A 23,939-nucleotide genomic window follows, 5' to 3' on the forward strand; every position below is an offset into this window, starting at 1 on the left:
GCATTCATTTCTATAATGTTTTCTATAATAATTTAAAAAGAGGTGGATTTCATGGAAAAGAACTATGTCATTTCTCTTGAAAAAGTATTAAAAAGTACTAATGTCCATCGCAATTTGTCTGTGCCTCAGCTTGTGGAAGTAGCGATTAAACGCGGGGAAGGAAGACTAACTAACACAGGTGCTTTACTAGTAACGACAGGAAAATACACCGGAAGATCTCCAAAAGATAAGTACATTGTAAATGAACCATCGATTGCTGATAAAATTGCTTGGGGGAATGTTAATCAACCATTTGAGCAGGAAAAATTTGTAACACTTTACAACGAAGTCCTTCATTATTTAAGTGACAAAGAGCTGTTCGTATTCGACGGTTATGCTGGTGCTGATGAATTATATAGCCTACCAATTTCCGTTGTTAATGAATTTGCCTGGCACAATTTATTTGCCCATCAGCTGTTTATACGCCCCTCCAAAGATGATCTAGCACATCACAAACCACATTTCACTGTTGTCTCTGCACCAGGATTTAAGGCAAATCCCGACCTCCATGGCACAAAGTCCGAAACCTTTATCATCGTAAATTATGAAAAACGTATTGTTTTAATTGGTGGAACAGAATACGCCGGTGAAATGAAAAAATCAATTTTCAGTGTCATGAATACAATTCTCCCAGAAAAAAATGTTCTGCCAATGCATTGTTCCGTAAACATAGGTAAAGAAGCCGATGTAGCTCTTTTCTTTGGCCTTTCTGGTACTGGAAAAACAACGTTGTCAGCTGATCCGAACCGCTATCTAATCGGGGATGACGAACATGGATGGTGTGAAGCCGGTATTTTCAACATGGAAGGTGGTTGCTATGCGAAATGTATCCACTTAACACTTGAAACTGAGCCTCAGATTTATAAGAGTATTCGTTTTGGCTCTATTCTTGAAAATGCAATCATTGATGAAGATACTAGAATACCAGATTATGATGATAACAGCCTAACAGAAAATACTCGAACCGCTTATCCAATCGAACATATCGATGAAGCGATCATCCCTGGTCTTGCTGGAAATCCAAATGTCATCATCTTTTTAACAGCTGATGCCTTTGGAGTATTACCGCCAATTTCTAGACTGACAAAAGAGCAGGCTCTATACCATTTCCTATCTGGCTATACTAGTAAACTCGCTGGTACAGAAAGAGGTGTAACGAAACCTGTCGCAACTTTTTCAACTTGCTTTGGCGCACCTTTCTTACCATTACGTCCTAGTGTCTATGCTAAGCTACTAGGTGAGAAACTTGAGCAATTTAATACGAATGTATATTTAGTAAACACCGGCTGGAGTGGCGGCCCATATGGCGTAGGCAAGCGGATGGATCTAGCATCTACTCGTACAATGCTCACCGCTGCACTTACGGGTGAACTTGAAAAATTTGCCTTTGAACCAGATCCAATTTTCGGGATGTTAGTACCTCAATTTTGCCCTGGAGTACCAAGGGAAATTTTAAATCCGCGTAATACTTGGGAAAATAAAGAGGCATACGACGAGCAGGCTCATGATTTAGCCGATCGCTTTAAAATTAACTTTGAAACATTAATAAAAAATGACCCTGCCATTAAGGATCTAAAAACAAAGGGACTAGATACTCACTATAGCTTTAACTAAAAATATTTCTTAAAGAACACTTTACTCTTCGCAAAAAAGGATATCAATTACATTACAGGAGCTGCTGCAAAAAGTGAATTTTCAATATAGGAAACACCTCAGAAACTGCTATATTAAATCATAAAAGACCGACAAGTTCAAGGTTATGAATTGTCGGTCTTTTTGTATTTATTTTTTACAAACTACCAAAATCCAACAACTTCATTATATCATAGTAATTAGATAGCCAACTGCTAGCAGTTGATATAATAGTAATAGATTTAATTAAACAGGAGGCATGACAGATGAACGAAGAAGCTAGATTACAGCTAAACGTTAGGGTTAGTAAAGAAACGATTCAGCAGTTAGATGAGATTGTTGACTACTATCAACAAAATACAAAGGTCGGACGGATTTATAAAGGCGATGTATTGACAGACATCATTGAAAAATCATATCAAATTATGCAAAAACAAAAAGCGATGAATAAGAAGTTCTAAAAGCTGCTAATCATCTTGAGGGAACAAGCTTAAAGTATTTCTTTTATGTTTTCAGCCTAGATCTCAGAAGAAGCAACTTCACATGCCGCTCGAATTCCTGACTCAATCGCACCTTCAATCCAACCAGGATAAGAAGAAGCATGATCTCCAGCAAAATGAATGCGATGTTCAGGTGTTGAGAGATATGGTAATAGATTAGCTATATCTCCAGCCTTTAACATTGGTACAGCGCCTCCGGCTATATCGGACTGTTGACGCCAATTTACTGAAAAGTAAGCCACATATTCTTTGTAAACGACATTGCCGTAAATTTGTGCTAAGTCTCGGAGCAGAATGTTTACACGTTCATAGTCAGATAGACTATCCAACGGAAGTGTATCTGCGCCTAGCGTGTAGCTTGCTGTAACTACAGCCGGCCCCTTGCTACCAATTCCCGTACTTGGATAATAGATAAATCTACTAGGGAGATCAGTCACCGTTTGCCCACCATGCACTCCCACCGACTCCCAAAAGCGGCTTTTGAATTCTATCCCTATTCTAGTTGCAGCAATATAACGAAGATTTCGTATTGCATGCCATTTTCGTTTAGAAAAAGCCGATTTCGGTTCGATTTGGACTAAGTTTAATGACGAAAATGGAATTGTGATAATCGCAAAGTCCGCTTTTGTTATTGACTGTTGTAAACTAAGCTTATTCGTAGACGTAAGGAAAACTTCATCATGAACAACTTCAATTCGTGTTACCTTTTCGTTTAACCGAACTTCGTTTTTTAATTGCTCGTAAAGTTGATAGGGAAGTCGATCATTGCCACCTTCAATTGCATGAAATTGCGGGGCTGCTTCAAACCAAGGCAGCAAGATTTGTACAATACTATAAACACTATATTCAGAAAAACCTTGCAAACCCAAGAGTACCTTTATTTTTTCAATAGCGGATGGAGACAGCGAGGGTACAAATGGGTTCGCTTGAAGGAACGTATCTAGCGTATATTTGTCTATCAATGCTGGAACTTCTCCAGGTTTAAGCGGAGCATAGCGACTAACGTAAGGGGAAATGGTTTTAACGACAAAATCAAATAATTCCAAAGCGGTCTTTCCTTTTTCATCGGCCGTTACTTGAAAGCCTAATAGATCAGGATTTTCGTTATACAAATATCGACGTGTCATCACACCATTTACATAGAACAAATCATTAGGAGTACTATTTATGAATGGATGGGAAGTTAACTTGAATTTTCTTACATACTCCCAAAATAGATGGTGGTTTTCCGGAACGCGTGCAGCGCCTCCTTCATAATAAAGTCCAGGGGAAAACGGAGATCGAACCGTAAAAACACGTCCACCAACTCTTTGATCGGCTTCTAAAACGATGACATCGTGGCCAGCATCTTTTAGTTGAGCTGCAGCGACTAAGCCTGCCATTCCAGCACCAACAATAATGATTTTTTTCGGATCGTTTGTTTTTGGAAGCCCTTGTCGAACGATCGAGAGCATATGTGATAGTGGTGGTTGTTCTATCAAGCAGTTTCACTCCTTACAATTCGGTAATTAGTTGATATTCTATATTAGTTTCTAAAGGCCAGTAATATAACCTTTGTAGTTAATGGGATTATGATTTGGATTGTCGGGACTGGTTCATTCACGTTGGAAAACCGTAGTTTTTCTATTTTCTAACGGATTACGATAAAATGGAAAAAGTAAAAACAAAAGGGGATGAGGTTTCATGTTCATCACATCTTCACTACAAACGAACAGTAGAGACGAAATGATTGATATTACTCATACGGTTAGAAAAGCTTTAAAAGACAAAAATGTTAAGCAAGGAATTGTCGTGATTTATTGTCCACATACTACTGCAGGAATGACGATTAATGAGAATGCTGATCCTGATGTCGTTAAGGACATGTTAATGCGTCTTGATGAGGTCTATCCATGGGATCACCCAAAGTACCGCCATTTTGAAGGTAACTCTGCCTCACACTTAAAAGCAACCACTGTTGGCTCATCAGTAACTGTGATTGTTGATAACGGTGAACTGATTCTTGGAACATGGCAAGGGATTTACTTTTGTGAATTCGATGGACCGAGAGCACGGAAGTATCACATGAAAATCATCGAAGGGTAGCTGTTAAGTTTCAGGATCAAAGTCGCTGCGATAACTTTTGTATAAAATAGGAGGCCTAACTTTGGACCCAAGGAGTAAATGGAATAGCAAATATAAAGAGCGGTTAAATTCTTTCGATGTACCCGAAGCAAATGCAAGACTTAAGAACCTTTCCCACAATTTAAAGGGAGGTGCAGCTCTTGATATTGCCTGCGGTCTTGGTGCAAACAGCGTTTTTCTGTCCCAATTAGGATATCATGTCGAGGCATTCGACATTTCTGATGTTGCTGTTAATCACGTCAATGAACTAACTATAAAGCATCAGCTTTCAGTTTCTCCTCGTTTATGTGACCTTACCGATTGGCGCAACTTAAATGTAAACGAGAATTCAGTTGACCTTGTCGTCATCACTTACTATCTTGATCGCTCAATTTTTCCTTTTATAAAATCTTGCATTAGGGAGAACGGTTATTTTTTCATGGAAACCTTCTATAGGTCTCCACAAACTGAGCAACAAAATGTCTCTGATCAGTACAAGCTTCGATCAAAAGAGTTACTTGCTGAATTTAGCGATTGGCAAGTTCTCTACTATGAAGAAAATGAACGAGAAGGCCGGCAAACGATTTTTGCTAGAAAGACTAAGTCGTAATGATTGCATTATGAACATTGTCTAGCTAAAATAGCTTATAAATAAACAGAGAAAGAGGGCATCATATGATTCAACGTATCGTACTTGTAAAATTTGCAGAGACAACGACACCTGAACAATTACAGGAAGTCGTAAACCGCTTCAAAGCATTAAAAAATCATCTTACTGGAATAGTAGATCTTCAAGCAGGTCTGAACATTTCTGAGCGAAACAAAGAATTTCAAGTGATGTTAATGGTTCGCTTTGAAGATCAAGCCGCTTTAGATGCTTATGTAACGAATGCTGAGCACCAAGCAGTTGCAGCCTACATCAAGGAAGTCGGTCGTTTAGACAGTGTCGGTGTAGACATAGAAATCTAGAAAGAACGGAGAAACTCTTAATAAGGGTTTCTTTTTTCGTTTACAATGGTTCTAAAGGAACAAAACTATTATCATTTTTGGTCAGAAGATCCTCACTTCAAATTATCAATAAAAAATTAAGTGGCGGGTAGTTCACTAACTGGAAGTTTTTCTGTTATGATATTCGTAGAGGTTTTTGTCGAATGTTAACAAACCAAAAATACGGAAATAGGAGCTAGGAAATCATGTATCAAAACTTGGAGCAATGCATTATAGATTTAGAAAAAAATGGTCACTTGATCCGTATCCACGAAGAAGTTGACCCGTACCTTGAGATGGCCGCTATACATATGAAAGTGTTTGAAGCTGCTGGCCCTGCTTTGTTATTTGAAAATGTGAAAGGGTCGAAGTTTCGAGCCGTCTCTAATTTATTTGGGACAGTCGAGCGAAGTAAGTTTATTTTCCGTAGTACTTGGGATACGACGCAAAACGTCGTTGCGCTAAGAAACGATCCAGTTCAAGCGTTAAAAAATCCTTTTAATCACATACGTACCGGCTTTGCTGCTTCAAAAGCATTGCCGATGAAAAAATCAAGTAGCGCACCAGTTAATTTTCAGGAGATTAACATTTCTGATCTTCCGCTTATCCAACATTGGCCAGATGATGGTGGAGCTTTTGTTACGTTGCCACAAGTGTATTCAGAAGACCCAGACAAGCAAGGGATTATGAACGCTAATTTAGGAATGTACCGCGTTCAACTTAGTGGCAATGAATACGAACTAAATAAAGAAATCGGCGTGCATTACCAAATTCACCGCGGGATTGGCGTGCATCAGGATAAAGCGACAAGAAAAGGCGAGCCGTTAAAGGTCAGTATTTTTATTGGTGGCCCTCCTGCTCATACACTTTCTGCCGTTATGCCACTTCCAGAAGGATTAAGCGAAATGACCTTTGCCGGGATGCTTGCTGGACGTCGTTTCCGTTATAGCTATGTCGATGGCTATTGTTTAAGTAACGATGCTGATTTTGTGATCACAGGAGAAATACACCCTGGAGAAACAAAGCCAGAGGGACCTTTTGGTGATCATTTAGGCTACTATAGTCTGACACATGAATTCCCACTAATGAAAGTACATAAAGTTTACGCTAGAGAAAATGCGATTTGGCCATTTACGGTCGTAGGAAGGCCGCCGCAGGAAGATACAGCATTTGGCGCTCTCATTCATGAGCTAACGGGAGATGCGATTAAGCAAGAGCTACCAGGGGTAAAAGAAGTCCATGCTGTTGACGCAGCTGGCGTCCACCCTTTACTTTTTGCGATTGGTAGTGAACGTTACACGCCTTATCAAAGTGTAAAGCAACCTGCTGAATTGCTGACGATCGCTAATCATATTTTAGGCACAGGGCAACTCAGTTTAGCGAAATATTTGTTTATAGCTGCTGAAGAATCTACGCCGTTAGATACTCATAAAGAAGCCGAGTTTTTATCTTACATTTTAGAGCGAATGGATCTGTCTCGTGATATTCATTTTCATACGAACACAACTATTGATACGCTAGATTATTCTGGTACTGGCTTAAATACTGGTAGTAAAGTTATTTTTGCCGCATGTGGTGATAAGAAAAGAGATCTATGTAAAGAGGTACCAGATCAATTAAAGGACTTACGTGGATTTGAAAACCCTCGCTTCGTGTTGCCAGGTGTCGTAGCGGTTCAAGGACCAGAGTTTTCAACTTATGAAACGGCTCAAGTAGAATTAAAAGAATTAGCCGATGCGATTAAAGCGAAGGGAAGTATGCCAACGTGTCCAATGATCGTCCTTTGTGATGATAGTCAGTTTTTAAGCGAGGAGCTAAATAACTTTCTTTGGGTGACGTTTACTAGAAGTAACCCATCACATGACATCTATGGTGTAAACGAATACTATGATTTCAAGCATTGGGCTTGTGACAATATGATTATCGATGCCCGCTTGAAGCCTCATCACGCACCGCCATTAATTGCCGACCCTGATGTTGAGCAAGCTATTAAACGCTTTTTTGTTAAAGGGGCTAGTTTAGACGGGTTAAACATCAAATAATGAAATAAAAGACCTTTGCCAAGGACGGTAAAGGTCTTTTATGAAAAAGAGCTGAACGTTTTCACGTTAGCATTTTTAATGAAAATTTAAGTGTAACTAGAAAGTGAATGCTATAACCATTTCGCACGTGATTATAATAAAAGGGAGTTCTGAAATTGAAGATTACTAATATTGTCGTTGTCAGTCCGAAATACAAACAATTAGAGAAAATGATCGTGGCTAAGAATTTGCCAAACAACTTTCGATTTTTACCAGAAGTAGAAGTAACAGAGGAAGACCTACGTTGGGCCGATGCTTTTGTTGCTTTTAACACTAAAACACAATTTGATTATAATCATGTCAAATGGGTGCACTCACTTGGCGCAGGCGTAGATAGTCTATTGTTCAAAAAACAATGGAATGAAGATGTATTGTTAACACGAACGATATGTTCTTTTGGTCAAAGAATTGCAGAGTATTGCTTAAGTTACATTTTAAAAGACCTTCAATATCACGACCAATTCCAGCAAGCAAAAACTCATAAAAAGTGGGAACCGATCACTCCGAAATTATTAAGTGGCCAAAAAGTAATGATTTACGGAACAGGAGAGATTGGTCAAAAAACAGCTCAACTATTCTCGTCATTTGGTGTAGAAGTTTACGGCGTATCGTTAAGTGGAAAGCAAAAAGACTACTTTAAAGAAGTTATCTCTATTAATAACCACTTAGCGCAATTAAGTGACATCAATTATGTTATTAATACGTTACCGTTAACGGAAAGCACAGATAAGCTGTTTAATGATCACTTCTTTAAACGCGTATCAAATATCGGCTTTCTAAATGTAGGTCGTGGCAAATCAATTGATGAGCAAGCTTTACTACTGGCACTAAACGATGACTATGTAAGATTTGCCGTTCTTGATGTATTTGCCATCGAGCCACTTCCAGAAGATAACCCTTTATGGAGTCACCCAAATGTAGCGATTACACCGCATATATCTGCAGTAACAACCCCTAATGAAGGCGTCGATTGCTTTGTTGAGACATTAAAAAACATCGAAGCAAATAAACCACTTCATAATAAAGTGGATGTGAATAAAGGGTATTAATACAATTAAGGACCAAACTTTCATAAGTGTAAGTTAGAACTGTCAGAACGGTTGAATGGCTACTCTTACTTACTAATTTTCAGTTCCTTCTTCTATTAACAGAGGCGATGGTGATACCAGGCTATCGCTTCTTCAACCATTTGAGAGATTAAGAAGCAAATATTAACACAAATTATAAGAAGTTCGCTCTAATTAAGGGCTTAAAGCCGAGTTAAGGGCATGCTATTGGATTTTTGTCAAAAGTCAAACTACTACTGTTAAGTATTTACGAGAAGTGTAAATAGAGATGAATAGGAAAAGAAAAGCCATATCAATGATATGGCTTTTGGGGCTTTTTATTGCACCAACGCACTCCGTTTTAGTTGAAGAAAAAAGAGCAATACTAGATAACGAAATCGGTTAAGTAATGTTAAAAGAAAATAAAGATTACAACTATAAATAAACACGATGAAAAGAAAAATGGATTAAAATTTGAAAGCTTTTCCTCAAATTTTGTTCTAGGTACATAGCCACCTAATGTTCGAGTTGATGCATTCGCCTCTGACATATGAGGAAAAACTTGACTACCAGCAGTAGCAAAGCAACAAAAACCACCAATTACAAAGGAAACATTAGCAAAACTGAAGTTAAAAATAATAGAGACTAAAAGAGCTGTTGCAAATAATATTATTACACCTAGAATAAATTTTAGTGAAAATTTATTCATAATTCCCCCCCTTTTTTTAATGATTTTATTTAAACAACTTGTATAATTTTATTATAGCGTAAAATGGGAAAATAGAAAATATCTCCATTTTTTCCTTCCGCAAATTATAGAAAGACGGAATAACCTATTGAGCTAAACAATGCGAGATTATAATTTTTGTTTCATTAGCGAAGTCAATCACTTCATTAAGTGTGGTAAAAGGGTTCAAATGTTAGTTGCATTTGAAATGGAGTAAAACTAGCTTAAATGTATCAACAAATAGCAAAAGCGTTAAAAGGAAAAATGGCTAGGGAATTGCTCAGAAAAACTCCTTTAATTAACAGTAAAATGTGATTTTACTACTTTTAGAAAGGCTTTGACTTGAGGGAGTTCTTCTGCGACTTCTGGATAGCAGAGCCATGTAGGGCGACTAAGATGTTGATTATCTACGACTAATGGCTCTAACGTGTAGTGTTCAGGGTCTAAGTCCTCAACTACACTTTCAGGGAGTATAGCCATTCCAATCCCATGTGCCATGAGTTGTTTACATGTTTCAATTTGATCAACTTTCATTTTTCGCAAAAAATTAATTTCTGGATGTGCGATTAACCAATTGTCAACGATTGAATGAAAGCTAGGGTCACTTTGAAATTCAATGAGTAGCTTTTCCGTCGTTTCTTTATTTTTCTTATTAATCAAAAACAAGCGATCTGAAAACAGTTCGATGCATTGCAGCCCTGTTACTTTTTCGCCTCGAATAATCGCTAGATGAAAATTGGCGATTGAATTTCTAATCGTTTCACTTAATCCAGTGACTAATTCAATTTTTACATCAGGGTATTTATTTATGTAATCCTCAAGAACTTTCGGTAATATATATTGACCAACGACAGAAGACACCCCAAGTGATAGCCGCCCATTAACATTCTTTGAAACTTTTGAAACTTCATCAATTAACCTTTCTTCGCCCTTGATCACTGCTTCAGCAAACTCAATGATTTTTTCACCAACTGGTGTCACAATAATGTTCTTATGCGTTCGTAAAAATAGTTTTTCACCCCAATGATCTTCAATTTGTTTTAACCGTTGACTAATGGCAGGCTGTGAAATGAGTAATTCTTTTGCAGCGCCTCTAATTGTACCGATGTTTCTAATTGTAACTATCAATTTATAATCATCAACCTTCATAAAGACCTCCATCTGATAAGTTTTCCTTATCTACCTGTATAAAAAATCGGTATTATCCTTATTACCTTATGTTTAATATACTTAAATCGAGAATGCAAGCAATAAAAATATTGGAGTGAAGCTATATGTCATTTTTCTTTAAAACTATTGACCACATTCAGCTAGCAGCACCAAAGGGGTCTGAAGAAAAAGCAAGAGCGTTTTTCCATGGAATTTTCGGTTTAAGTGAAATCGAAAAACCAGAACAATTGAAAAAACGTGGTGGTGTTTGGTTTCAATTTGGAACGAGCCAAATCCATATTGGTGTTGAAGAACTTTTTTTCCCTGCCAAAAAAGCACATCCTGCATTTGAGGTTGAAAACATTGAGGAACTGAAGAAGCATCTCAACGCACATGGAGTCAACTATATTGTCGATCACAATCTCCCTGGGACTGATCGAATTTATGTTAATGACCCTTTTGGAAATAGAATTGAGTTGTTGGAGAAAATGGAGGTGAGGAATGATGGAAAGAAAAACGATGAAAATCGCTATATTAGATGACTGGGAAAAATACTGTATCTCTCATCCTGAAATAGAAATGTTGAACAACTATTTTGAAGTTACCATCTACAATGACGAACCAACAACAGAAGAATTACTAAATCGAATTAGAGATGTTGACGTTATAATCCCTATTAGAGAAAGAACAAAGTTTACAAAAGGAATCCTAGAACAATTAAGAAATATCAAGCTTATTGCGCAAACAGGCTCTGGTTTAGCTCATATCGACATGGAAGCTGCAAAACAATTAGGCATTCCTATCATGACAACTCCTGGCGGCTCAGCTGCGGTAGTAGAACTAATATTCGGCTTTATTATTGCTCATTCTAGAAACTTACCATTTTTAGATCGAAAAATGAGGGATGGTATTTGGACACATTCAATCGGGTTCGGACTAGCGGGAAAGACAATTGGAATTATTGGCTTAGGTAGGATCGGCTCCGGTGTAGCCAAAATTGCAAAAGCCTTTGATATGAATGTTTTTGCATGGGGACCAAGATTAACAAAAGAAAGAGCAGAAGAACAAGGTGTTACCTATACAACATTAGAGGATTTATTAAAGTTATCCGACTATGTTGTTATTTCTGTAAGATTAGTTCCTACGACGAGACACCTTTTGACAGAGCATCATTTCAACTTGATGAGAAAGAACTCTTTTTTGATCAATACAGCCAGAGGGGAAATCGTAGATGAAGATGCATTAGTTAAAGCATTAATTGAAAAGAAAATAGCTGGTGCTGGACTTGATGTGTTTACACAAGAACCACTAGTTCCTAGCCATCCATTACTAAAATTAGATAACGTAATCTTATCACCGCATATTGGCTGGAAAACGGATACTATGTTTAATAAATTTCTTTCTGCAGCCGTTGAAAATATCCTTACTACACTAATTTATAATCAACAAATCAACAACACTGGGGTGTTGAAATGATTATCTTAAATCCAATTGCTATTGCTTATAATGAAAGGTTAGAAATCGAAGACGACAACTGGGGTGACGTAATTTCTAAGATCATCCTAGATCAATCACTACCAGACGAAGCATTATATGGAATCAATTCATTTTCACATTTAGAGATTGTCTATTATTTTCATAAAGTAGATAAAGAGAAAATCGTAATAGGAGCTAGACACCCTAGGAACGATCAGACTCTGCCACAGGTCGGTATTTTTTCTCAACGCGGAAAAAACAGACCAAATCAATTAGGCTTAACGACAGTTAGATTGGTAAAAACGGCAGGAAGAGAACTAGTTGTGCAAGGACTTGATTGCATTAATGAAACATCGATACTCGATATAAAGCCAGTGATGAAAGAGTTTCTACCAAAAGGGCCGATTAAACAACCGGATTGGACAAGTGAAATTATGAGAAACTACTGGGGTTAAATACTGTTTAGGAGAGGGTAAAATGAATGTAGATGATGTTTTCTTTAGAAAAGCTACCAAAGAAGACCTTGATAGTATTGTAGAAATGCTCTCTGATGATGAACTAGGTAAGAGTAGAGAGAAGTTTGAGCATCCCCTTCCTGAAAGCTATTATGCCGCATTTAGCTCTATAGATGCAGATCCTAATATCGAACTAACTCTTGCATGCTACGAAGAAAAGATCATCGGTGTTTTGCAAATCATTTTTACACCATATCTGACTTATCAAGGTGGTTGGAGAGCTACGATCGAAGGCGTTCGAACATCTTCATCCTTTCGAGGTAAAGGGATAGGAAGGATACTTGTTCAATGGGCAATTACACGGGCAAAAGAGCGCAATTGTCACATCGTTCAATTAACAACAGATAAAAATCGGAAGGATGCAATAAGATTTTATGAACAACTAGGATTTAAACCCACTCATGAAGGTTTCAAAATGCATTTGTAATCGCTTAGCCCAGTGAAAAAGTTCTATAATCAAATTTGACATATAAATAGAAATTAGAATAGAAACATCTTGCAAATTATGGTTCTATTAGTAGATTAAAAGAATAATTAGTAGAATAGAACGTATGGTTGCTATAATACAGAAAGCAACTACATAATGCAGGGTGGCGGCTGATCCCCTTTTGGAAAGGGGGTGAAGCTTATGACGACATTCGAGGCATTTAGTCTTATAGCACAGTTCGGTTTATTGCTAATAGCGGCTTTTACACTGATCGTAACTATTGTCGTCTACTTAAACAAAAAGAAATAGCCACCCTGACCTCCAAGTAAGGGTGGCTATTTCTTATAGTTCTACCTAATGGGTGCGCCGCTATGTCTGCGGCTGTAGTTGTGCGACCGGGTGTTCAAGCACTCGGTCATTTTTATTCTAGGAAGTTTATATATATATTATACATTAATTTCTTTTGTTTTCCAAGAGTAGCGAAACTTACTGGGGGATATTTAACCAGCAAAGTCTTCGTTAGTTGGCACTTTCTCCAATATAAAGAAGGAGGCAGCTACCTACCACTTAACCTCCCAAAAATATTGGCTTAATCTAAAAGATTACTAGAAAACAGAACGTACGATTGCTATAATACAAATAGCAACTACATAAAGCAGGGTGGCGGCTGAACCCCTTTTGGAAAGGGGGTGAGGCTTATGACGACATTCGAGGCATTTAGTCTTATAGCACAGTTCGGTTTATTGCTAATAGCAGCTTTTACACTGATCGTAACTATTGTCGTCTACTTAAACAAAGAGAAATAGCCACCCTGACCGCCAAGTAAGGGGGCTATTTCTATAGTTTTCCATTGGTCGGCCGCTATCGCTGCGGCATGTGGTTGTACGACCGGGTGTACCAGCACTCGGTCATTTTTTTATTCTAGGAAGTTTGTAAACATATTATACAATAATTCCTATGGTTTTCCAAGAGTAATGAAGTTATACAAGATGTATCGATTAATAGTTAGACCACTTATGCTACTGTACAGATAAATCTAGGATTATGGGGCGATTTTCTCATAACTATACATGTTGCTTCTAAAGACGACTAAGGTCCAAAACTGAACGTTTCAAACCGTCCAACAATGGATTTTTACTTAGAAGAATAATTTACTGTTTTTTCGAATTACCCACTTGATAAGAATGAGATTATCACATTATATTATTAGTAGAAAATTAGAAAGGATGTGGGATATTGAACATTATTAAACGCCGTTCTGAATCAGTCGAGTTAAAGTGTTTTAGGATATTAAACACGAGGTATCAATTACCGGAAAAAGATAAGCTCAATTACTTGTTTGCAGAGAAAGGCTTTGAAGGGGAATTGAAGCTTGATAAGATGCTGGAGAACCTTTCATCTAACTGCTTAGTTTTGCAAGATTTACTCTTAGAGCAAAACAATACTGTATTTCAAATTGACACCTTGGTTATTGCCCAAGGCACGATTTTTCTGTTCGAAGTGAAAAATTACGATGGAGTCTATTACATCAGCAACGGAGGGTGGTTTTCTGAGAACGGAAAAGAAATTAAGAACCCAATCCATCAAATAAGCCGTTCTGAGACGCTTCTTCGCCAAATGATAGCCCCACAAAACTTGAACCTCAATATTCAATCGCAACTCATTTTCGTTAACCCACAATTTACTCTCTACGAAGCCTCTAAAGACCTTCCGGTTATACTTCCATCACAATTAAATCGCTTTTTAGATAATTTGAACAAGCTATCCGTAAATCTAACGCATAAACACAATAAACTGGCTCACTTTTTAAAAACTAGTCATACATCTGATCTCCCCTATACCCGTTTACCTAATTACCATTACGACCAGTTGCAAAAAGGAGTTGTCTGTCAAAAATGTAGTTCATTTATGTCGATACTAAACAGAAGAAATTTAATTTGTAATGATTGTGGATACGAAGAACATATCGAAGAAAGTGTTATCCGCAGTATCCAGGAATTTAATCTGCTCTTTCCAGAAAAAAAGGTTACTGTGAGCGCTATGATGGAATGGTGTAAAGTGATAGAGTCTAAAAAAACGATTAGAAGAATTTTACAGAAGAACTATAAGTTAGTTTGTATTGGAAGGTTTTCAAATTATGTTTGATAGTTTAGACATAAAGGCGCGTTCAATGTTCCCCTTACGTTGGTTAGACCCGGCTAAAGGGCACGTTGAGGCGTTCAATGTTCCCTTACGTTGGTTACGCCTTCCTAAAGGGAACGTTAAGGCGTTCAATGTTCCCGTCACGTTGATTACGCTCGGCTAAAGGGCACGTTGAGGCATTCAACGTTCCCGTCACGCTAGTTACACCTGGCTAAAGGGAAAGTTAAGGTGTTCAATGTTCCCTTTACGTTGTTACACCAGGCTAAAGGGCACGTTGAGTTGTTCAATGTTCCCGTCACGCTGGTTACACCCGGCTAAAGGGCACGTTGAGGCATTCAACGTTCCCGTCACGCTGGTTACACCCGGCTAAAGGGCACGTTGAGACGTTCAATGTTCCCGTCACACTGGTAACGACTGGCTAATGGGCACGTTGAGTTGTTCAACGTTCCCGTCATGCTGGTTACGCCTGGCTAAAGGGCACGTTAAGGCGTTCAACGTGCCCGTCACGCTGATTACACCTAGCTAAAGGGAACGTTAAGGCTCCCAATTAACCAACATATTTAATCCATAGTTAGACCGAGCCCCACCAAATAGCAGAATACTAAGCAAAATCAAAAATGTCATTGATTTTCCAATGAAATTTGTTTATACTATCAAAAATATCAAAATTCTATGAAAAAGAGAGTAATTGTGATACTTGTCTTAAGCGAGTTAGGGGTGGTGGAAGCCTAATAGACAGTCCATAATGAAGCGCACTTTTGAGAAGCAGCCTGAAAATAGTAGGGTGTCGTCGGGGAAACCCGTTATCATTTAGCAAGAAGGTTCTTAATGAACAATCAGAGTGGTACCGCGGGTAATCTCGTCTCTATTAATGGAGACGGGATTTTTTTATTTGTGCATGATCCCCCAAAAAGACACAGCTAGCTACATTAAATTCCAATAACAGCATTAGGCACTGAACAGTAAAGTTCTTAATTCAATTCAACAAACACAACATTAGGCACTAGACAGAGCAACTTTTAATTATAAAGAGAAAGGTGATTGAGATGGAATTAGTAAAGAAATACGCTGAAGCAATAACTTTACACTTAGAAGGCATTTTAAATCAAGATTCAGTTGGGAAGTTAATCGAAAAACCGAAGTATGATGAGCAGGGAGATATGGCATTCCCATGTTTTTCTCTCGCAAAAACATTACGAAACTCACCAAATACGATTGCCAAAGAATTAGCCAGTAAAATTGAGAGTCCTCTATTTGAGAAGGTTGTTGCTGATGGACCGTATGTAAACTGTTTTCTTAATAAAACAATGGTAAGCAAAGAAATCCTCGCGACGATCGTGCAGCAGCAAACAAACTACGGTTCACTTGAAATCGGAACCGGAAAGAACATTGTCATTGATTTTTCTTCACCAAATATTGCAAAACCTTTTTCAATGGGCCACCTAAGATCAACCGTTATCGGGAACTCACTAGCTAACATTGCTGAAAAATGTGGGTTTACTGCTATTAGAGTAAATCATCTCGGTGACTGGGGCACGCAATTTGGAAAGCTTATCGTTGCTTACAAGCTATGGGGCCATGAGGAAATTGTTAAAGATGACCCGATCAAGGAACTGTTAAACCTTTATGTGAAATTTCATATTGAGGCTGAAAATGAGCCAACTTTAGAAGACGACGCACGATTATGGTTCAAAAAGTTAGAAGAAGGTGACGAAGAAGCTACAAGACTTTGGAAATGGTTTAGAGATGAATCGCTTAAAGAATTCTCAAAAATTTATGAGTTACTCGATGTTCATTTCGATTCCTACCAAGGGGAAGCATTTTATAATGACAAGATGGCTAAACCAATTGAAAGCTTAACCACCAGCGGTCTTTTGACGAGTTCTGACGGGGCAGAAATTGTTGACCTAACTGAACATGATTTACCACCTTGCTTAATTAAAAAATCAGATGGAGCTACATTGTACGCAACTAGAGATCTAACTGCTGCGATGTATAGACAGGAAACATACCATTTTGATCAAACTCTCTATGTCGTTGGTCAGGAACAAAGTTTACATTTCAAACAAATCTTTTTAGTTCTTGAAAAGTTAGGTTACGACTGGGCAAAAGGGTTAGTCCATATTCCTTTTGGGTTCATTTTGAAGGATGGAAAAAAGATGTCGACAAGAAAGGGGAAAATTGTTCTTTTAGAAGAGGTTATCAAAGAAGCCATTGAGTTAGCAAAGAAAAATATCGAGACGAAAAATGCAGCGATCATAAACAAGGACGAAATTGCCAAGATGGTCGGCGTAGGGGCAATCATTTTCCATGATTTAAAAAATGAACGTCAAAACAGTGTCGAGTTCTCCCTTGAGGAAATGTTAAAATTTGAAGGGACTACTGGTCCTTACGTCCAATACACACATGCGAGAGCTTGCTCGATTTTAAGAAAAGGGAATTACTCTTTGGAAAATCTGGAGTTAACCGGTTTAAATGACGATCAGAGTTGGCTAGTTGTAAAATTACTCATTGAATTTCCAAATGTGATTGAAAAAAGCTTTAATCTCTATGAACCATCACAAATTGCCAAGTATTTAATCGAGCTTTCCCAAGAGTTTAATAAATACTATGGCCGTGTCAAAATTTTAACAAATTATGGGGAACAAGATAGTAGATTAGCCTTGGTCAAAGCGGTTACTTTAGTTCTGAAGGAAGGTTTAAGATTGTTAGGTTTAAAAGCACCAGAGGAAATGTAATGAGCTTGACGTTTTATTAATCAAAAAACACATAAAGGTGTTCAACGTGCCTGTCAGATTGAATACACCTTTCTAAAGGCAACGTTGAGTTGTCCAACGTTCCCGTCACGCAGGTTATACCTTTCTAAAGGGAACGATGAGGCGTTCAATGTGCCCGTCACGTTGAATATACCTTTCTAAAGGGAACGATGAGGCGTTCAATGTTCCCGTCACGTTGAATATACCTTTCTAAAGGGAACGATGAGGCGTTCAATGTGCCCGTCATGCCGGTTACACCTTTCTAAAGGGAACGATGAGGCGTTCAATGTTCCCGTCACGCTGGTTATGCCTGGCTAAAGGGAACGTTGAGGTGTTCAATGTTCCCGTCACGCTGGTTCCACCTATCTAAAGGGAACGTTGAGGCGTTCAATGTTCTCGTCACGCTGGGTTATACCTGGCTAAAGGGAAGGTTGAGGCGTTTAATGTTCCCGTCACGCTGGGTACACCAGTCTAAAGGGCACATTGAAGCAGTCCGTGTCGGCTCAGGCTGGTTTCTGTATGCCAAGGACATTCTATTTTTCTGATAAAGTAGTTAAACATCATTACTAGATATCCAAAGCTAGATACAATATCATTTGAGGAGTGAATTAGAAGATGCGACAAATCATTGCACTTGGTGGGGGCGGCTTTTCAATGGAGCCAGATAACCCATTATTAGACTCGTATATATTAAAACAAGCAAATAAAACAAACCCGAAAATATGTTTTATCCCTACTGCAAGTGGAGATGCAGAAAACTATATAACAAATTTCTATAATTTTTTTAACGAACAAAGCTGTCAGCCATCACATTTATCTCTATTCAGACCTCCGACAAGAGATTTAGAAACCTTCATTTTAGAGAAAGATATTATTTACGTTGGTGGTGGAAACACAAAAAATTTATTAGCTTTATGGAAAGAATGGGGTTTAGATCGAATTCTAAGAAAAGCTTGGGACCAAGGAATTGTTTTAGCAGGAATAAGCGCAGGTTCGATATGTTGGTTTGAAGAAGGCGTGACAGATTCTTTCGGAGATAAACTTGAGCCATTAACTTGCTTAGGTTTTTTACAAGGAAGTAATTGTCCTCATTATGATGGGGAACTTGATAGAAGACCAACCTATCAAAATCTTGTCCGATCAAAACAAATCCAGTCTGGGATTGCTACAGATGATGGGGTCGCCCTTCATTACATTGAACAGGAACTAACTAAAATCGTTAGTTCAAGACCACTTGCGAAGGCGTACAGAGTTTCTATCGATAACGATGTTATAGAGACTGAACTGCAAACAGAATACTTAGGTTAATAGTAAGTTTTAGCAACACCGCGCAAATAAAGAAAATGTAGAACTCTAAAATTGTCATATTTAATTTAGATTGTTACAATACAAATAGTGGGGATATTGGAAGGGGATAGGACTGACGATGTGGAATAACTTGTAATGATTAGTAATTTGATAGCTAGTTTTACACTCTCCTATAGAGGGTTATTTGACTATCTATAATCATTCAAGGACTGCATTGTTTTGTTCGATAACCCTTGTCTTGAGATGGATACTCATTGTATCTGTCTTTTTTATTTGGGAATAATGGTATCTCCCATTGAGCATTACAACCGTCCAACATGGAGGAATGTAATTTATGACTTTGATTAAAGAAAAGATTGTGCTTATTACAGGCGCAAGTCGCCTTAAAGGTATCGGAGCAGCTATTTGTAGAGAATTAGCTGAAGCTGGATATCATATATTTTTTACGTATTGGACGGATTATGACAAAGAAATGCCTTGGAGTATTGAAAATAATGAGCCAATGAAACTAAAGGAAGAGTTATTACAAAGAGGTGTGAAGGTAGCATGTAAGGAACTTGACTTGTCTAATTCTGACGCACCTGAGCAGCTTCTACATAGCGTCGTTGAGCAACTTGGCTTTCCGGACATCTTAATCAATAATGCCGTGTACTCAACGAATAATGATTATTCTAATTTGACAGCAGCCGAGTTAGATAAGCATTATAATGTAAATGTTCGTGCAACGACGCTTCTAAGTATACAATTTGCTAAAAAGTTTACTAAGAAAAGCGGTGGGCGAATTGTTAATCTCACCTCAGGCCAATTTCAAGGGCCAATGCCAGGCGAGTTGGCGTATGCAACAACAAAAGGAGCAGTTGACGCTCTAACAATCACATTATCTGCCGAACTTGCTCCATTAGGGATCACTGTCAATGCAGTAAATCCAGGACCAACGGACACAGGTTGGATGACAGAAGCGTTAAAGAAGGACCTATTACCATTATTTCCACTTGGGAGAATAGGCGAACCAAAAGATGTTGCAAAAACGATTAAATTTCTCGTCAGTGATGAAGCCGAATGGATAACTGGGCAAATCATTCATTCAGAGGGTGGGTTTAGAAGGTGAGCGAAACCTGACTACGTTTATTAAGCGAAAAGGGACAAACAAAGGATGATCTCTAGTTAGTTAAAACTGAATAATTAACCATTTAAAGTTAATTCTAAAGGTAATGAAACGAAAAGGAGATCAGATCTTGGGTATATATGAAATAAAACAGATGATTATCGACGACGATATTGATGGTCAAGAATATGTTACAGCTGATTTTACTCATAGTAATAAAGATTATAGCGTGACTTTTCAAAAGGCGGACCTTGAACTAATTAACGCATGGCAGTTTAAGGAGGGTACGTCAACTCCAGCAGCGTTACCTGAAAATATCATTGAATCACTTAGAGAAGATATAAGAAAGAAAATATAGTCATTTTTGAAAAATGAGTGAGGTTGTTCCAAAAGTCATTGTTACCTTGACTACGCTACGGATCTGCAGAAACAGACACTTTTTGTAGTAGTAGCTCGGCAAGGTAGGGTGACATTTAGGAATAGCCTTTTTAGGATTCTAAAGCATTTTTTTGAAATTTAGTCATAGTTCTTCGATGTCACAATTTTAATTAGAGCAAATAACCCATTAAGATCTAGTTACTTTTGGATATTTTTGTTAAAATCAAGATTATTAGATAATTTGAAACCAATAATGTGATGAGGAGAAAACGATGATTGAAGTAAAGGGAAGATATAACACTGCAAAAATATTTACTGACAATGTAGAAGAAACAGCGATGGGGCAAATCATTGAGCTATGCGATCAAGAATTTGCTAAAGAAAGTGAAATTCGGATCATGCCAGATACACATGCTGGCGCAGGGTGTACGATCGGAACTACGATGACCATCCAAGATAAAATCGTTCCAAATTTGGTGGGCGTAGATATTGGCTGCGGCATGGAAGTAGCCTTCATTAACAAACACAAAGACGAAGTCGATTTTGAAGAACTAGACGATGTAATTAGAAAACATATTCCAAGTGGTTTTAGCAGTCGTGCAAGAAACAATCGTCATCCATTTTCTAAAAAAGTTGACTTCCGAAATGTAAGGTGCCCGTTTAAATTGGAGCGAGCAAAAGATAGCATTGGAACACTTGGCGGTGGAAACCATTTCATTGAAGTGAATGAATATAATGACCACATTGTCCTTGTCATTCATAGCGGGTCAAGGAACCTTGGAAAACAAGTTGCAGAATATTATCAAAAAAGAGCTTATGAAGAATTGACAGAAGTAAGTGAACAACGAAAAGAACTGGTAGAAAAGCTAAAAAGAGAAGGGCGCGCATCAGAAATCGAGGAAGCCTTAAAAGCACTACAAAAACCAACCGTAAGTAAGGACCTCGCTTATCTTGAAGGGCAGGGCTTTCATGATTACATGAACGACATGAAAATTGCCCAACATTACGCATTACTGAACAGAAAAGCGATGGTCGATGATATTGTAACAAAAATGGGATGGATCATTGAGGATTCGTTTACGACTATTCATAACTATATTGACATTGAAAATATGATTTTAAGAAAAGGCGCAATCTCTGCTCAAAAAGACGAACGCGTGATCATTCCTATCAATATGCGGGACGGAAGTATTCTTGCAACAGGAAAAGGGAACCCAGATTGGAACTTCTCAGGGCCACACGGTGCTGGAAGATTAATGAGTCGATCCAAAGCAAAAGAAACTGTCATGCTAGAGGATTTTAGAGACACCATGAAAAACGTCTGGACCACCTCGGTCAACGAAAAGACGCTAGACGAATCGCCAATGGCATATAAACCTCTAGAGGAAATACTAAAACATACAGAGGATGCAGTTCACATCGACGCGATCATGAAGCCATTGTATAACTTTAAAGCAAACTAGCGGAGCTTAGAGAGCCTTTCTAAGCTTCTTTTTCTTATGCAAAAGGCTATTTTCTTCAATATTCTTTGGAACATCTGAATGATTAGATTCTTGATTTACCGAAATACGCACTAGCTCTAGTGTTAACGCTTGTTTTATTTTTTGTTAAAGATTACTATATGTAAAAAGGGGGAACTTCGATATGCAAAATTTTGTTTTTCAAAACAGAACAAAGATTATTTTTGGTAAAGACACTGAAACATCAGTCGGCGAAGAGTCTGCTGTATTTGGTAAGAAACTGCTTTTACACTATGGTGGTGGTAGCATTAAAAGTAGTGGTTTATACGACCGAGTTATTACGTCATTACAGGAGCAAGGAATTGAAATTTTTGAATTGAGTGGTGTACAACCCAATCCGAGAGTTAGCCTTGTTCGTGAAGGAGTTTCTATTTGTAAAGAAAATAACATTGGCTTCATTCTCGCTGTCGGCGGTGGAAGTGTCATTGATTCTGCAAAGGCTATTGCTGCTGGGGCGAAATATGAAGGCGATGTTTGGGATTTCTTTACTGGAAAACAACCAGTGGAAGAATGTCTACCAATCGGTGTTGTCTTAACGATCCCTGCTGCAGGTAGTGAGACTAGTGGTGGAACAGTTATTACAAATGAAGAGGGCTTATATAAAAGAGCAACTGGTCATGAAAACATGAGACCGCAATTCGCCATCTTAAATCCAGTTCTTACATATACGTTACCATCCTATCAGACTGCCTGTGGGATCACAGACATGATCGCTCATATATTAGAAAGATATTTTACAAATGAAAAGAACGTTGAATTAACCGATCGATTATGTGAAGCGACCTTAAAAACGATCATTAATAACGCTCATACTGTGATCAATGAGCCAACAAATTATAATGCCAGAGCTGAGATTATGTGGGCTGGAACAATTGCTCACAACGATTCATTAAGTACAGGAAGAATTGGTGATTGGGCAAGCCACGATATCGAACATGAAATTAGCGGCATTTATGATATTGCACACGGCGCAGGACTAGCAATTGTATTTCCGGCATGGATGAAATATGTATACAAACATGACGTAAATCGCTTTGCTCAATTTGCAAATCGTGTCTGGGATGTAGAGATTGATTTAAACAACTTAGAAAAAACAGCTTTAGCAGGAATTAAGAAAATCGAAGAATTCTTCCGTTCAATTGGTATGCCTGTTACATTAAAAGAAGCGAACATTGCTGATGAGCATTTTGATGAAATGGCGAAAAAGGCAACAGAAAGATGGCCGCTAGGTAACTTTGTGAAGTTACATGAAGAAGATGTACGTCAAATTTTTAACCTGGCTAGATAAAAGATAGAAGACTTGGCTATTTTGTAAATGGTTCACTAATTAGTTGCAAATAAACACATGCGATTTAACAATATAAATCACATGTGTTTATTTTTTTATATCAATGTTTCCTCCTCAATTAGTTATAATATACATAGTAATACACACAGGTTTACTGGTATTTGGACTATGAAACGAACGAAGCAGTTCTATTAAATTCGGATAAAGAAATATGGTAATATTATGGTAGACCTTTTGTGGGAGGGAGAACAAATGATTAGAGAAGCAAGGAAGCTGGATATTGTGGGTTTAGCCGAGTTGATGGGAGAATTGGGTTACCCTACGGATATTAATGAGATGGAATATAGAATGTCTAATATACTGTCAAACAATACCTATCAAACTTTTGTGTACGAAGAAGATGAGAAATTGCTTGGCATGATTGGGATGATTTTATGTTACCGTTTTGAAAAAAGTGAAAGTTATATAAGGGTTGTTGCCTTTGTAGTTAATTCTGAATTAAGAGGTAAAGGTATTGGCACTAAGCTATTAGAGGCAGCTGAGAACTGGGCTAAAAACCAGGGAGCGAATATGATTTCTTTAAATAGTGGTAATCGGACTGAAAGAAACGATGCTCACCAATATTATATTCGTAGAGGGTTCGAAGGAAAAGCCACTGGATTTTATAAACAAATACATTAGATAGTAAGATTGCATCACTAGATAAGTAAAAACTTAACTGAAATTCCATTGCAGATGAAACTTCAAAATCACTGCAATA

Annotated in this window: 24 protein-coding genes and 1 other annotated feature; of the genes, 21 read left to right on the forward strand and 3 right to left on the reverse strand. The window is 37.9% G+C overall.

What is annotated here, in order from left to right; translation table 11 throughout:
- Positions 1–51 precede the first annotated feature (51 nt).
- Together pckA and ACK4M9_RS03565 are read left to right on the forward strand one after the other, a co-directional pair.
- Positions 52–1,653, forward strand: coding sequence for a phosphoenolpyruvate carboxykinase (ATP) (pckA, locus tag ACK4M9_RS03560; protein ID WP_409848085.1), 1,602 nt, complete (start codon positions 52–54; stop codon positions 1,651–1,653).
- Between the two features lie 284 nt (positions 1,654–1,937).
- Positions 1,938–2,132, forward strand: a complete 195-nt coding sequence (locus ACK4M9_RS03565) for a hypothetical protein (protein WP_409848087.1) — start codon at positions 1,938–1,940, stop codon at positions 2,130–2,132.
- 56 nt (positions 2,133–2,188) lie between these two features.
- Here the strand turns inward: ACK4M9_RS03565 and ACK4M9_RS03570 are convergent, their stop codons facing one another.
- Entirely contained in the window at positions 2,189–3,652 is a 1,464-nt protein-coding gene (locus tag ACK4M9_RS03570) for a flavin monoamine oxidase family protein (RefSeq protein ID WP_409848089.1), read from the reverse strand.
- A 202-nt stretch (positions 3,653–3,854) separates the two neighbouring features.
- Here ACK4M9_RS03570 and ACK4M9_RS03575 point away from each other — a divergent pair, with 202 nt between their 5' ends.
- From ACK4M9_RS03575 to ACK4M9_RS03595, 5 genes are all read left to right on the forward strand, one after another.
- Complete coding sequence (locus ACK4M9_RS03575) at positions 3,855–4,256, forward strand: secondary thiamine-phosphate synthase enzyme YjbQ (protein ID WP_409848091.1); 402 nt, start codon at positions 3,855–3,857, stop codon at positions 4,254–4,256.
- 61 nt (positions 4,257–4,317) lie between these two features.
- Complete coding sequence (locus ACK4M9_RS03580; RefSeq protein ID WP_409848093.1) at positions 4,318–4,884, forward strand: class I SAM-dependent methyltransferase; 567 nt, start codon at positions 4,318–4,320, stop codon at positions 4,882–4,884.
- A 65-nt stretch (positions 4,885–4,949) separates the two neighbouring features.
- Entirely contained in the window at positions 4,950–5,243 is a 294-nt protein-coding gene (locus ACK4M9_RS03585; RefSeq protein WP_409848095.1) for a Dabb family protein, read from the forward strand.
- A gap of 224 nt (positions 5,244–5,467) precedes the next feature.
- Positions 5,468–7,303 carry a UbiD family decarboxylase gene (locus ACK4M9_RS03590; protein WP_409848097.1) on the forward strand — a complete coding sequence of 612 codons (1,836 nt, stop codon included), beginning with the start codon at positions 5,468–5,470 and terminating at the stop codon, positions 7,301–7,303.
- Between the two features lie 155 nt (positions 7,304–7,458).
- Positions 7,459–8,391 carry a D-2-hydroxyacid dehydrogenase gene (locus tag ACK4M9_RS03595; protein ID WP_409848099.1) on the forward strand — a complete coding sequence of 311 codons (933 nt, stop codon included), beginning with the start codon at positions 7,459–7,461 and terminating at the stop codon, positions 8,389–8,391.
- Between the two features lie 409 nt (positions 8,392–8,800).
- On the opposite strand, the gene ACK4M9_RS03600 is transcribed toward ACK4M9_RS03595, so the two are convergent.
- Positions 8,801–9,097, reverse strand: a complete 297-nt coding sequence (locus ACK4M9_RS03600) for a hypothetical protein (RefSeq protein WP_409848101.1) — start codon at positions 9,095–9,097, stop codon at positions 8,801–8,803.
- 312 nt (positions 9,098–9,409) lie between these two features.
- On the reverse strand, positions 9,410–10,264 hold the full coding sequence (locus ACK4M9_RS03605) for a LysR family transcriptional regulator (protein ID WP_409848103.1): 855 nt from the start codon (positions 10,262–10,264) through the stop codon (positions 9,410–9,412).
- 125 nt (positions 10,265–10,389) lie between these two features.
- Here ACK4M9_RS03605 and ACK4M9_RS03610 point away from each other — a divergent pair, with 125 nt between their 5' ends.
- The 14 genes from ACK4M9_RS03610 to ACK4M9_RS03675 all read left to right on the forward strand — a co-directional run bounded on the left by ACK4M9_RS03610 (position 10,390) and on the right by ACK4M9_RS03675 (position 23,860).
- Complete coding sequence (locus ACK4M9_RS03610; RefSeq protein WP_409848105.1) at positions 10,390–10,806, forward strand: VOC family protein; 417 nt, start codon at positions 10,390–10,392, stop codon at positions 10,804–10,806.
- Positions 10,766–11,740, forward strand: a complete 975-nt coding sequence (locus ACK4M9_RS03615; RefSeq protein ID WP_409848106.1) for a D-2-hydroxyacid dehydrogenase family protein — start codon at positions 10,766–10,768, stop codon at positions 11,738–11,740. Before ACK4M9_RS03610 ends, ACK4M9_RS03615 begins: the two co-directional genes overlap by 41 nt.
- The gene (locus tag ACK4M9_RS03620; RefSeq protein WP_409848108.1) at positions 11,737–12,195 is read left to right on the forward strand and encodes an SAM-dependent methyltransferase; all 459 of its coding nucleotides are present in this window, start codon (positions 11,737–11,739) and stop codon (positions 12,193–12,195) included. Before ACK4M9_RS03615 ends, ACK4M9_RS03620 begins: the two co-directional genes overlap by 4 nt.
- A gap of 22 nt (positions 12,196–12,217) precedes the next feature.
- Entirely contained in the window at positions 12,218–12,682 is a 465-nt protein-coding gene (locus tag ACK4M9_RS03625; RefSeq protein WP_409848109.1) for a GNAT family N-acetyltransferase, read from the forward strand.
- Between the two features lie 201 nt (positions 12,683–12,883).
- Positions 12,884–12,991: a putative holin-like toxin gene (locus tag ACK4M9_RS03630; protein WP_409848110.1), complete on the forward strand. Its 108-nt coding sequence runs from the start codon at positions 12,884–12,886 to the stop codon at positions 12,989–12,991.
- 389 nt (positions 12,992–13,380) lie between these two features.
- Positions 13,381–13,488 carry a putative holin-like toxin gene (locus ACK4M9_RS03635; RefSeq protein WP_238937883.1) on the forward strand — a complete coding sequence of 36 codons (108 nt, stop codon included), beginning with the start codon at positions 13,381–13,383 and terminating at the stop codon, positions 13,486–13,488.
- 430 nt (positions 13,489–13,918) lie between these two features.
- The gene (locus tag ACK4M9_RS03640) at positions 13,919–14,827 is read left to right on the forward strand and encodes an NERD domain-containing protein (protein WP_409848112.1); all 909 of its coding nucleotides are present in this window, start codon (positions 13,919–13,921) and stop codon (positions 14,825–14,827) included.
- A gap of 660 nt (positions 14,828–15,487) precedes the next feature.
- Positions 15,488–15,694 (forward strand) — a binding site (T-box leader).
- Positions 15,695–15,870: 176 nt separating this feature from the next.
- Complete coding sequence (gene argS / locus ACK4M9_RS03645) at positions 15,871–17,562, forward strand: arginine--tRNA ligase (RefSeq protein WP_409848113.1); 1,692 nt, start codon at positions 15,871–15,873, stop codon at positions 17,560–17,562.
- A 633-nt stretch (positions 17,563–18,195) separates the two neighbouring features.
- Positions 18,196–18,888, forward strand: a complete 693-nt coding sequence (locus tag ACK4M9_RS03650) for a Type 1 glutamine amidotransferase-like domain-containing protein (RefSeq protein WP_409848114.1) — start codon at positions 18,196–18,198, stop codon at positions 18,886–18,888.
- A gap of 334 nt (positions 18,889–19,222) precedes the next feature.
- Complete coding sequence (locus ACK4M9_RS03655) at positions 19,223–19,996, forward strand: SDR family oxidoreductase (protein ID WP_409848116.1); 774 nt, start codon at positions 19,223–19,225, stop codon at positions 19,994–19,996.
- A 127-nt stretch (positions 19,997–20,123) separates the two neighbouring features.
- The gene (locus ACK4M9_RS03660; RefSeq protein WP_409848117.1) at positions 20,124–20,351 is read left to right on the forward strand and encodes a hypothetical protein; all 228 of its coding nucleotides are present in this window, start codon (positions 20,124–20,126) and stop codon (positions 20,349–20,351) included.
- Positions 20,352–20,643: 292 nt separating this feature from the next.
- Positions 20,644–21,834 carry an RtcB family protein gene (locus ACK4M9_RS03665; RefSeq protein ID WP_409848119.1) on the forward strand — a complete coding sequence of 397 codons (1,191 nt, stop codon included), beginning with the start codon at positions 20,644–20,646 and terminating at the stop codon, positions 21,832–21,834.
- Between the two features lie 181 nt (positions 21,835–22,015).
- The gene (locus ACK4M9_RS03670) at positions 22,016–23,179 is read left to right on the forward strand and encodes an iron-containing alcohol dehydrogenase (RefSeq protein WP_409848121.1); all 1,164 of its coding nucleotides are present in this window, start codon (positions 22,016–22,018) and stop codon (positions 23,177–23,179) included.
- Positions 23,180–23,431: 252 nt separating this feature from the next.
- Positions 23,432–23,860 (forward strand): GNAT family N-acetyltransferase, encoded by a 429-nt coding sequence (locus ACK4M9_RS03675; RefSeq protein WP_409848123.1) that lies wholly within the window; start codon positions 23,432–23,434, stop codon positions 23,858–23,860.
- The last annotated feature ends 79 nt before the right edge of the window (positions 23,861–23,939 follow it).

The organism is Anaerobacillus sp. (assembly GCF_046314235.1).
Lineage (GTDB): Bacteria > Bacillota > Bacilli > Bacillales > Anaerobacillaceae > Anaerobacillus.

Coding starts and splice junctions, on each gene's coding strand:
- pckA (WP_409848085.1), top strand. CDS start 52: ATGGAAAAGAACTATGTCATTTCTCTTGAAAAAGTATTAAAAAGTACT.
- ACK4M9_RS03565 (WP_409848087.1), top strand. CDS start 1,938: ATGAACGAAGAAGCTAGATTACAGCTAAACGTTAGGGTTAGTAAAGAA.
- ACK4M9_RS03575 (WP_409848091.1), top strand. CDS start 3,855: ATGTTCATCACATCTTCACTACAAACGAACAGTAGAGACGAAATGATT.
- ACK4M9_RS03585 (WP_409848095.1), top strand. CDS start 4,950: ATGATTCAACGTATCGTACTTGTAAAATTTGCAGAGACAACGACACCT.
- ACK4M9_RS03590 (WP_409848097.1), top strand. CDS start 5,468: ATGTATCAAAACTTGGAGCAATGCATTATAGATTTAGAAAAAAATGGT.
- ACK4M9_RS03600 (WP_409848101.1), bottom strand. CDS start 9,097: ATGAATAAATTTTCACTAAAATTTATTCTAGGTGTAATAATATTATTT.
- ACK4M9_RS03605 (WP_409848103.1), bottom strand. CDS start 10,264: ATGAAGGTTGATGATTATAAATTGATAGTTACAATTAGAAACATCGGT.
- ACK4M9_RS03610 (WP_409848105.1), top strand. CDS start 10,390: ATGTCATTTTTCTTTAAAACTATTGACCACATTCAGCTAGCAGCACCA.
- ACK4M9_RS03615 (WP_409848106.1), top strand. CDS start 10,766: ATGATGGAAAGAAAAACGATGAAAATCGCTATATTAGATGACTGGGAA.
- ACK4M9_RS03620 (WP_409848108.1), top strand. CDS start 11,737: ATGATTATCTTAAATCCAATTGCTATTGCTTATAATGAAAGGTTAGAA.
- ACK4M9_RS03625 (WP_409848109.1), top strand. CDS start 12,218: ATGAATGTAGATGATGTTTTCTTTAGAAAAGCTACCAAAGAAGACCTT.
- ACK4M9_RS03630 (WP_409848110.1), top strand. CDS start 12,884: ATGACGACATTCGAGGCATTTAGTCTTATAGCACAGTTCGGTTTATTG.
- ACK4M9_RS03635 (WP_238937883.1), top strand. CDS start 13,381: ATGACGACATTCGAGGCATTTAGTCTTATAGCACAGTTCGGTTTATTG.
- argS (WP_409848113.1), top strand. CDS start 15,871: ATGGAATTAGTAAAGAAATACGCTGAAGCAATAACTTTACACTTAGAA.
- ACK4M9_RS03650 (WP_409848114.1), top strand. CDS start 18,196: ATGCGACAAATCATTGCACTTGGTGGGGGCGGCTTTTCAATGGAGCCA.
- ACK4M9_RS03655 (WP_409848116.1), top strand. CDS start 19,223: ATGACTTTGATTAAAGAAAAGATTGTGCTTATTACAGGCGCAAGTCGC.
- ACK4M9_RS03665 (WP_409848119.1), top strand. CDS start 20,644: ATGATTGAAGTAAAGGGAAGATATAACACTGCAAAAATATTTACTGAC.
- ACK4M9_RS03670 (WP_409848121.1), top strand. CDS start 22,016: ATGCAAAATTTTGTTTTTCAAAACAGAACAAAGATTATTTTTGGTAAA.
- ACK4M9_RS03675 (WP_409848123.1), top strand. CDS start 23,432: ATGATTAGAGAAGCAAGGAAGCTGGATATTGTGGGTTTAGCCGAGTTG.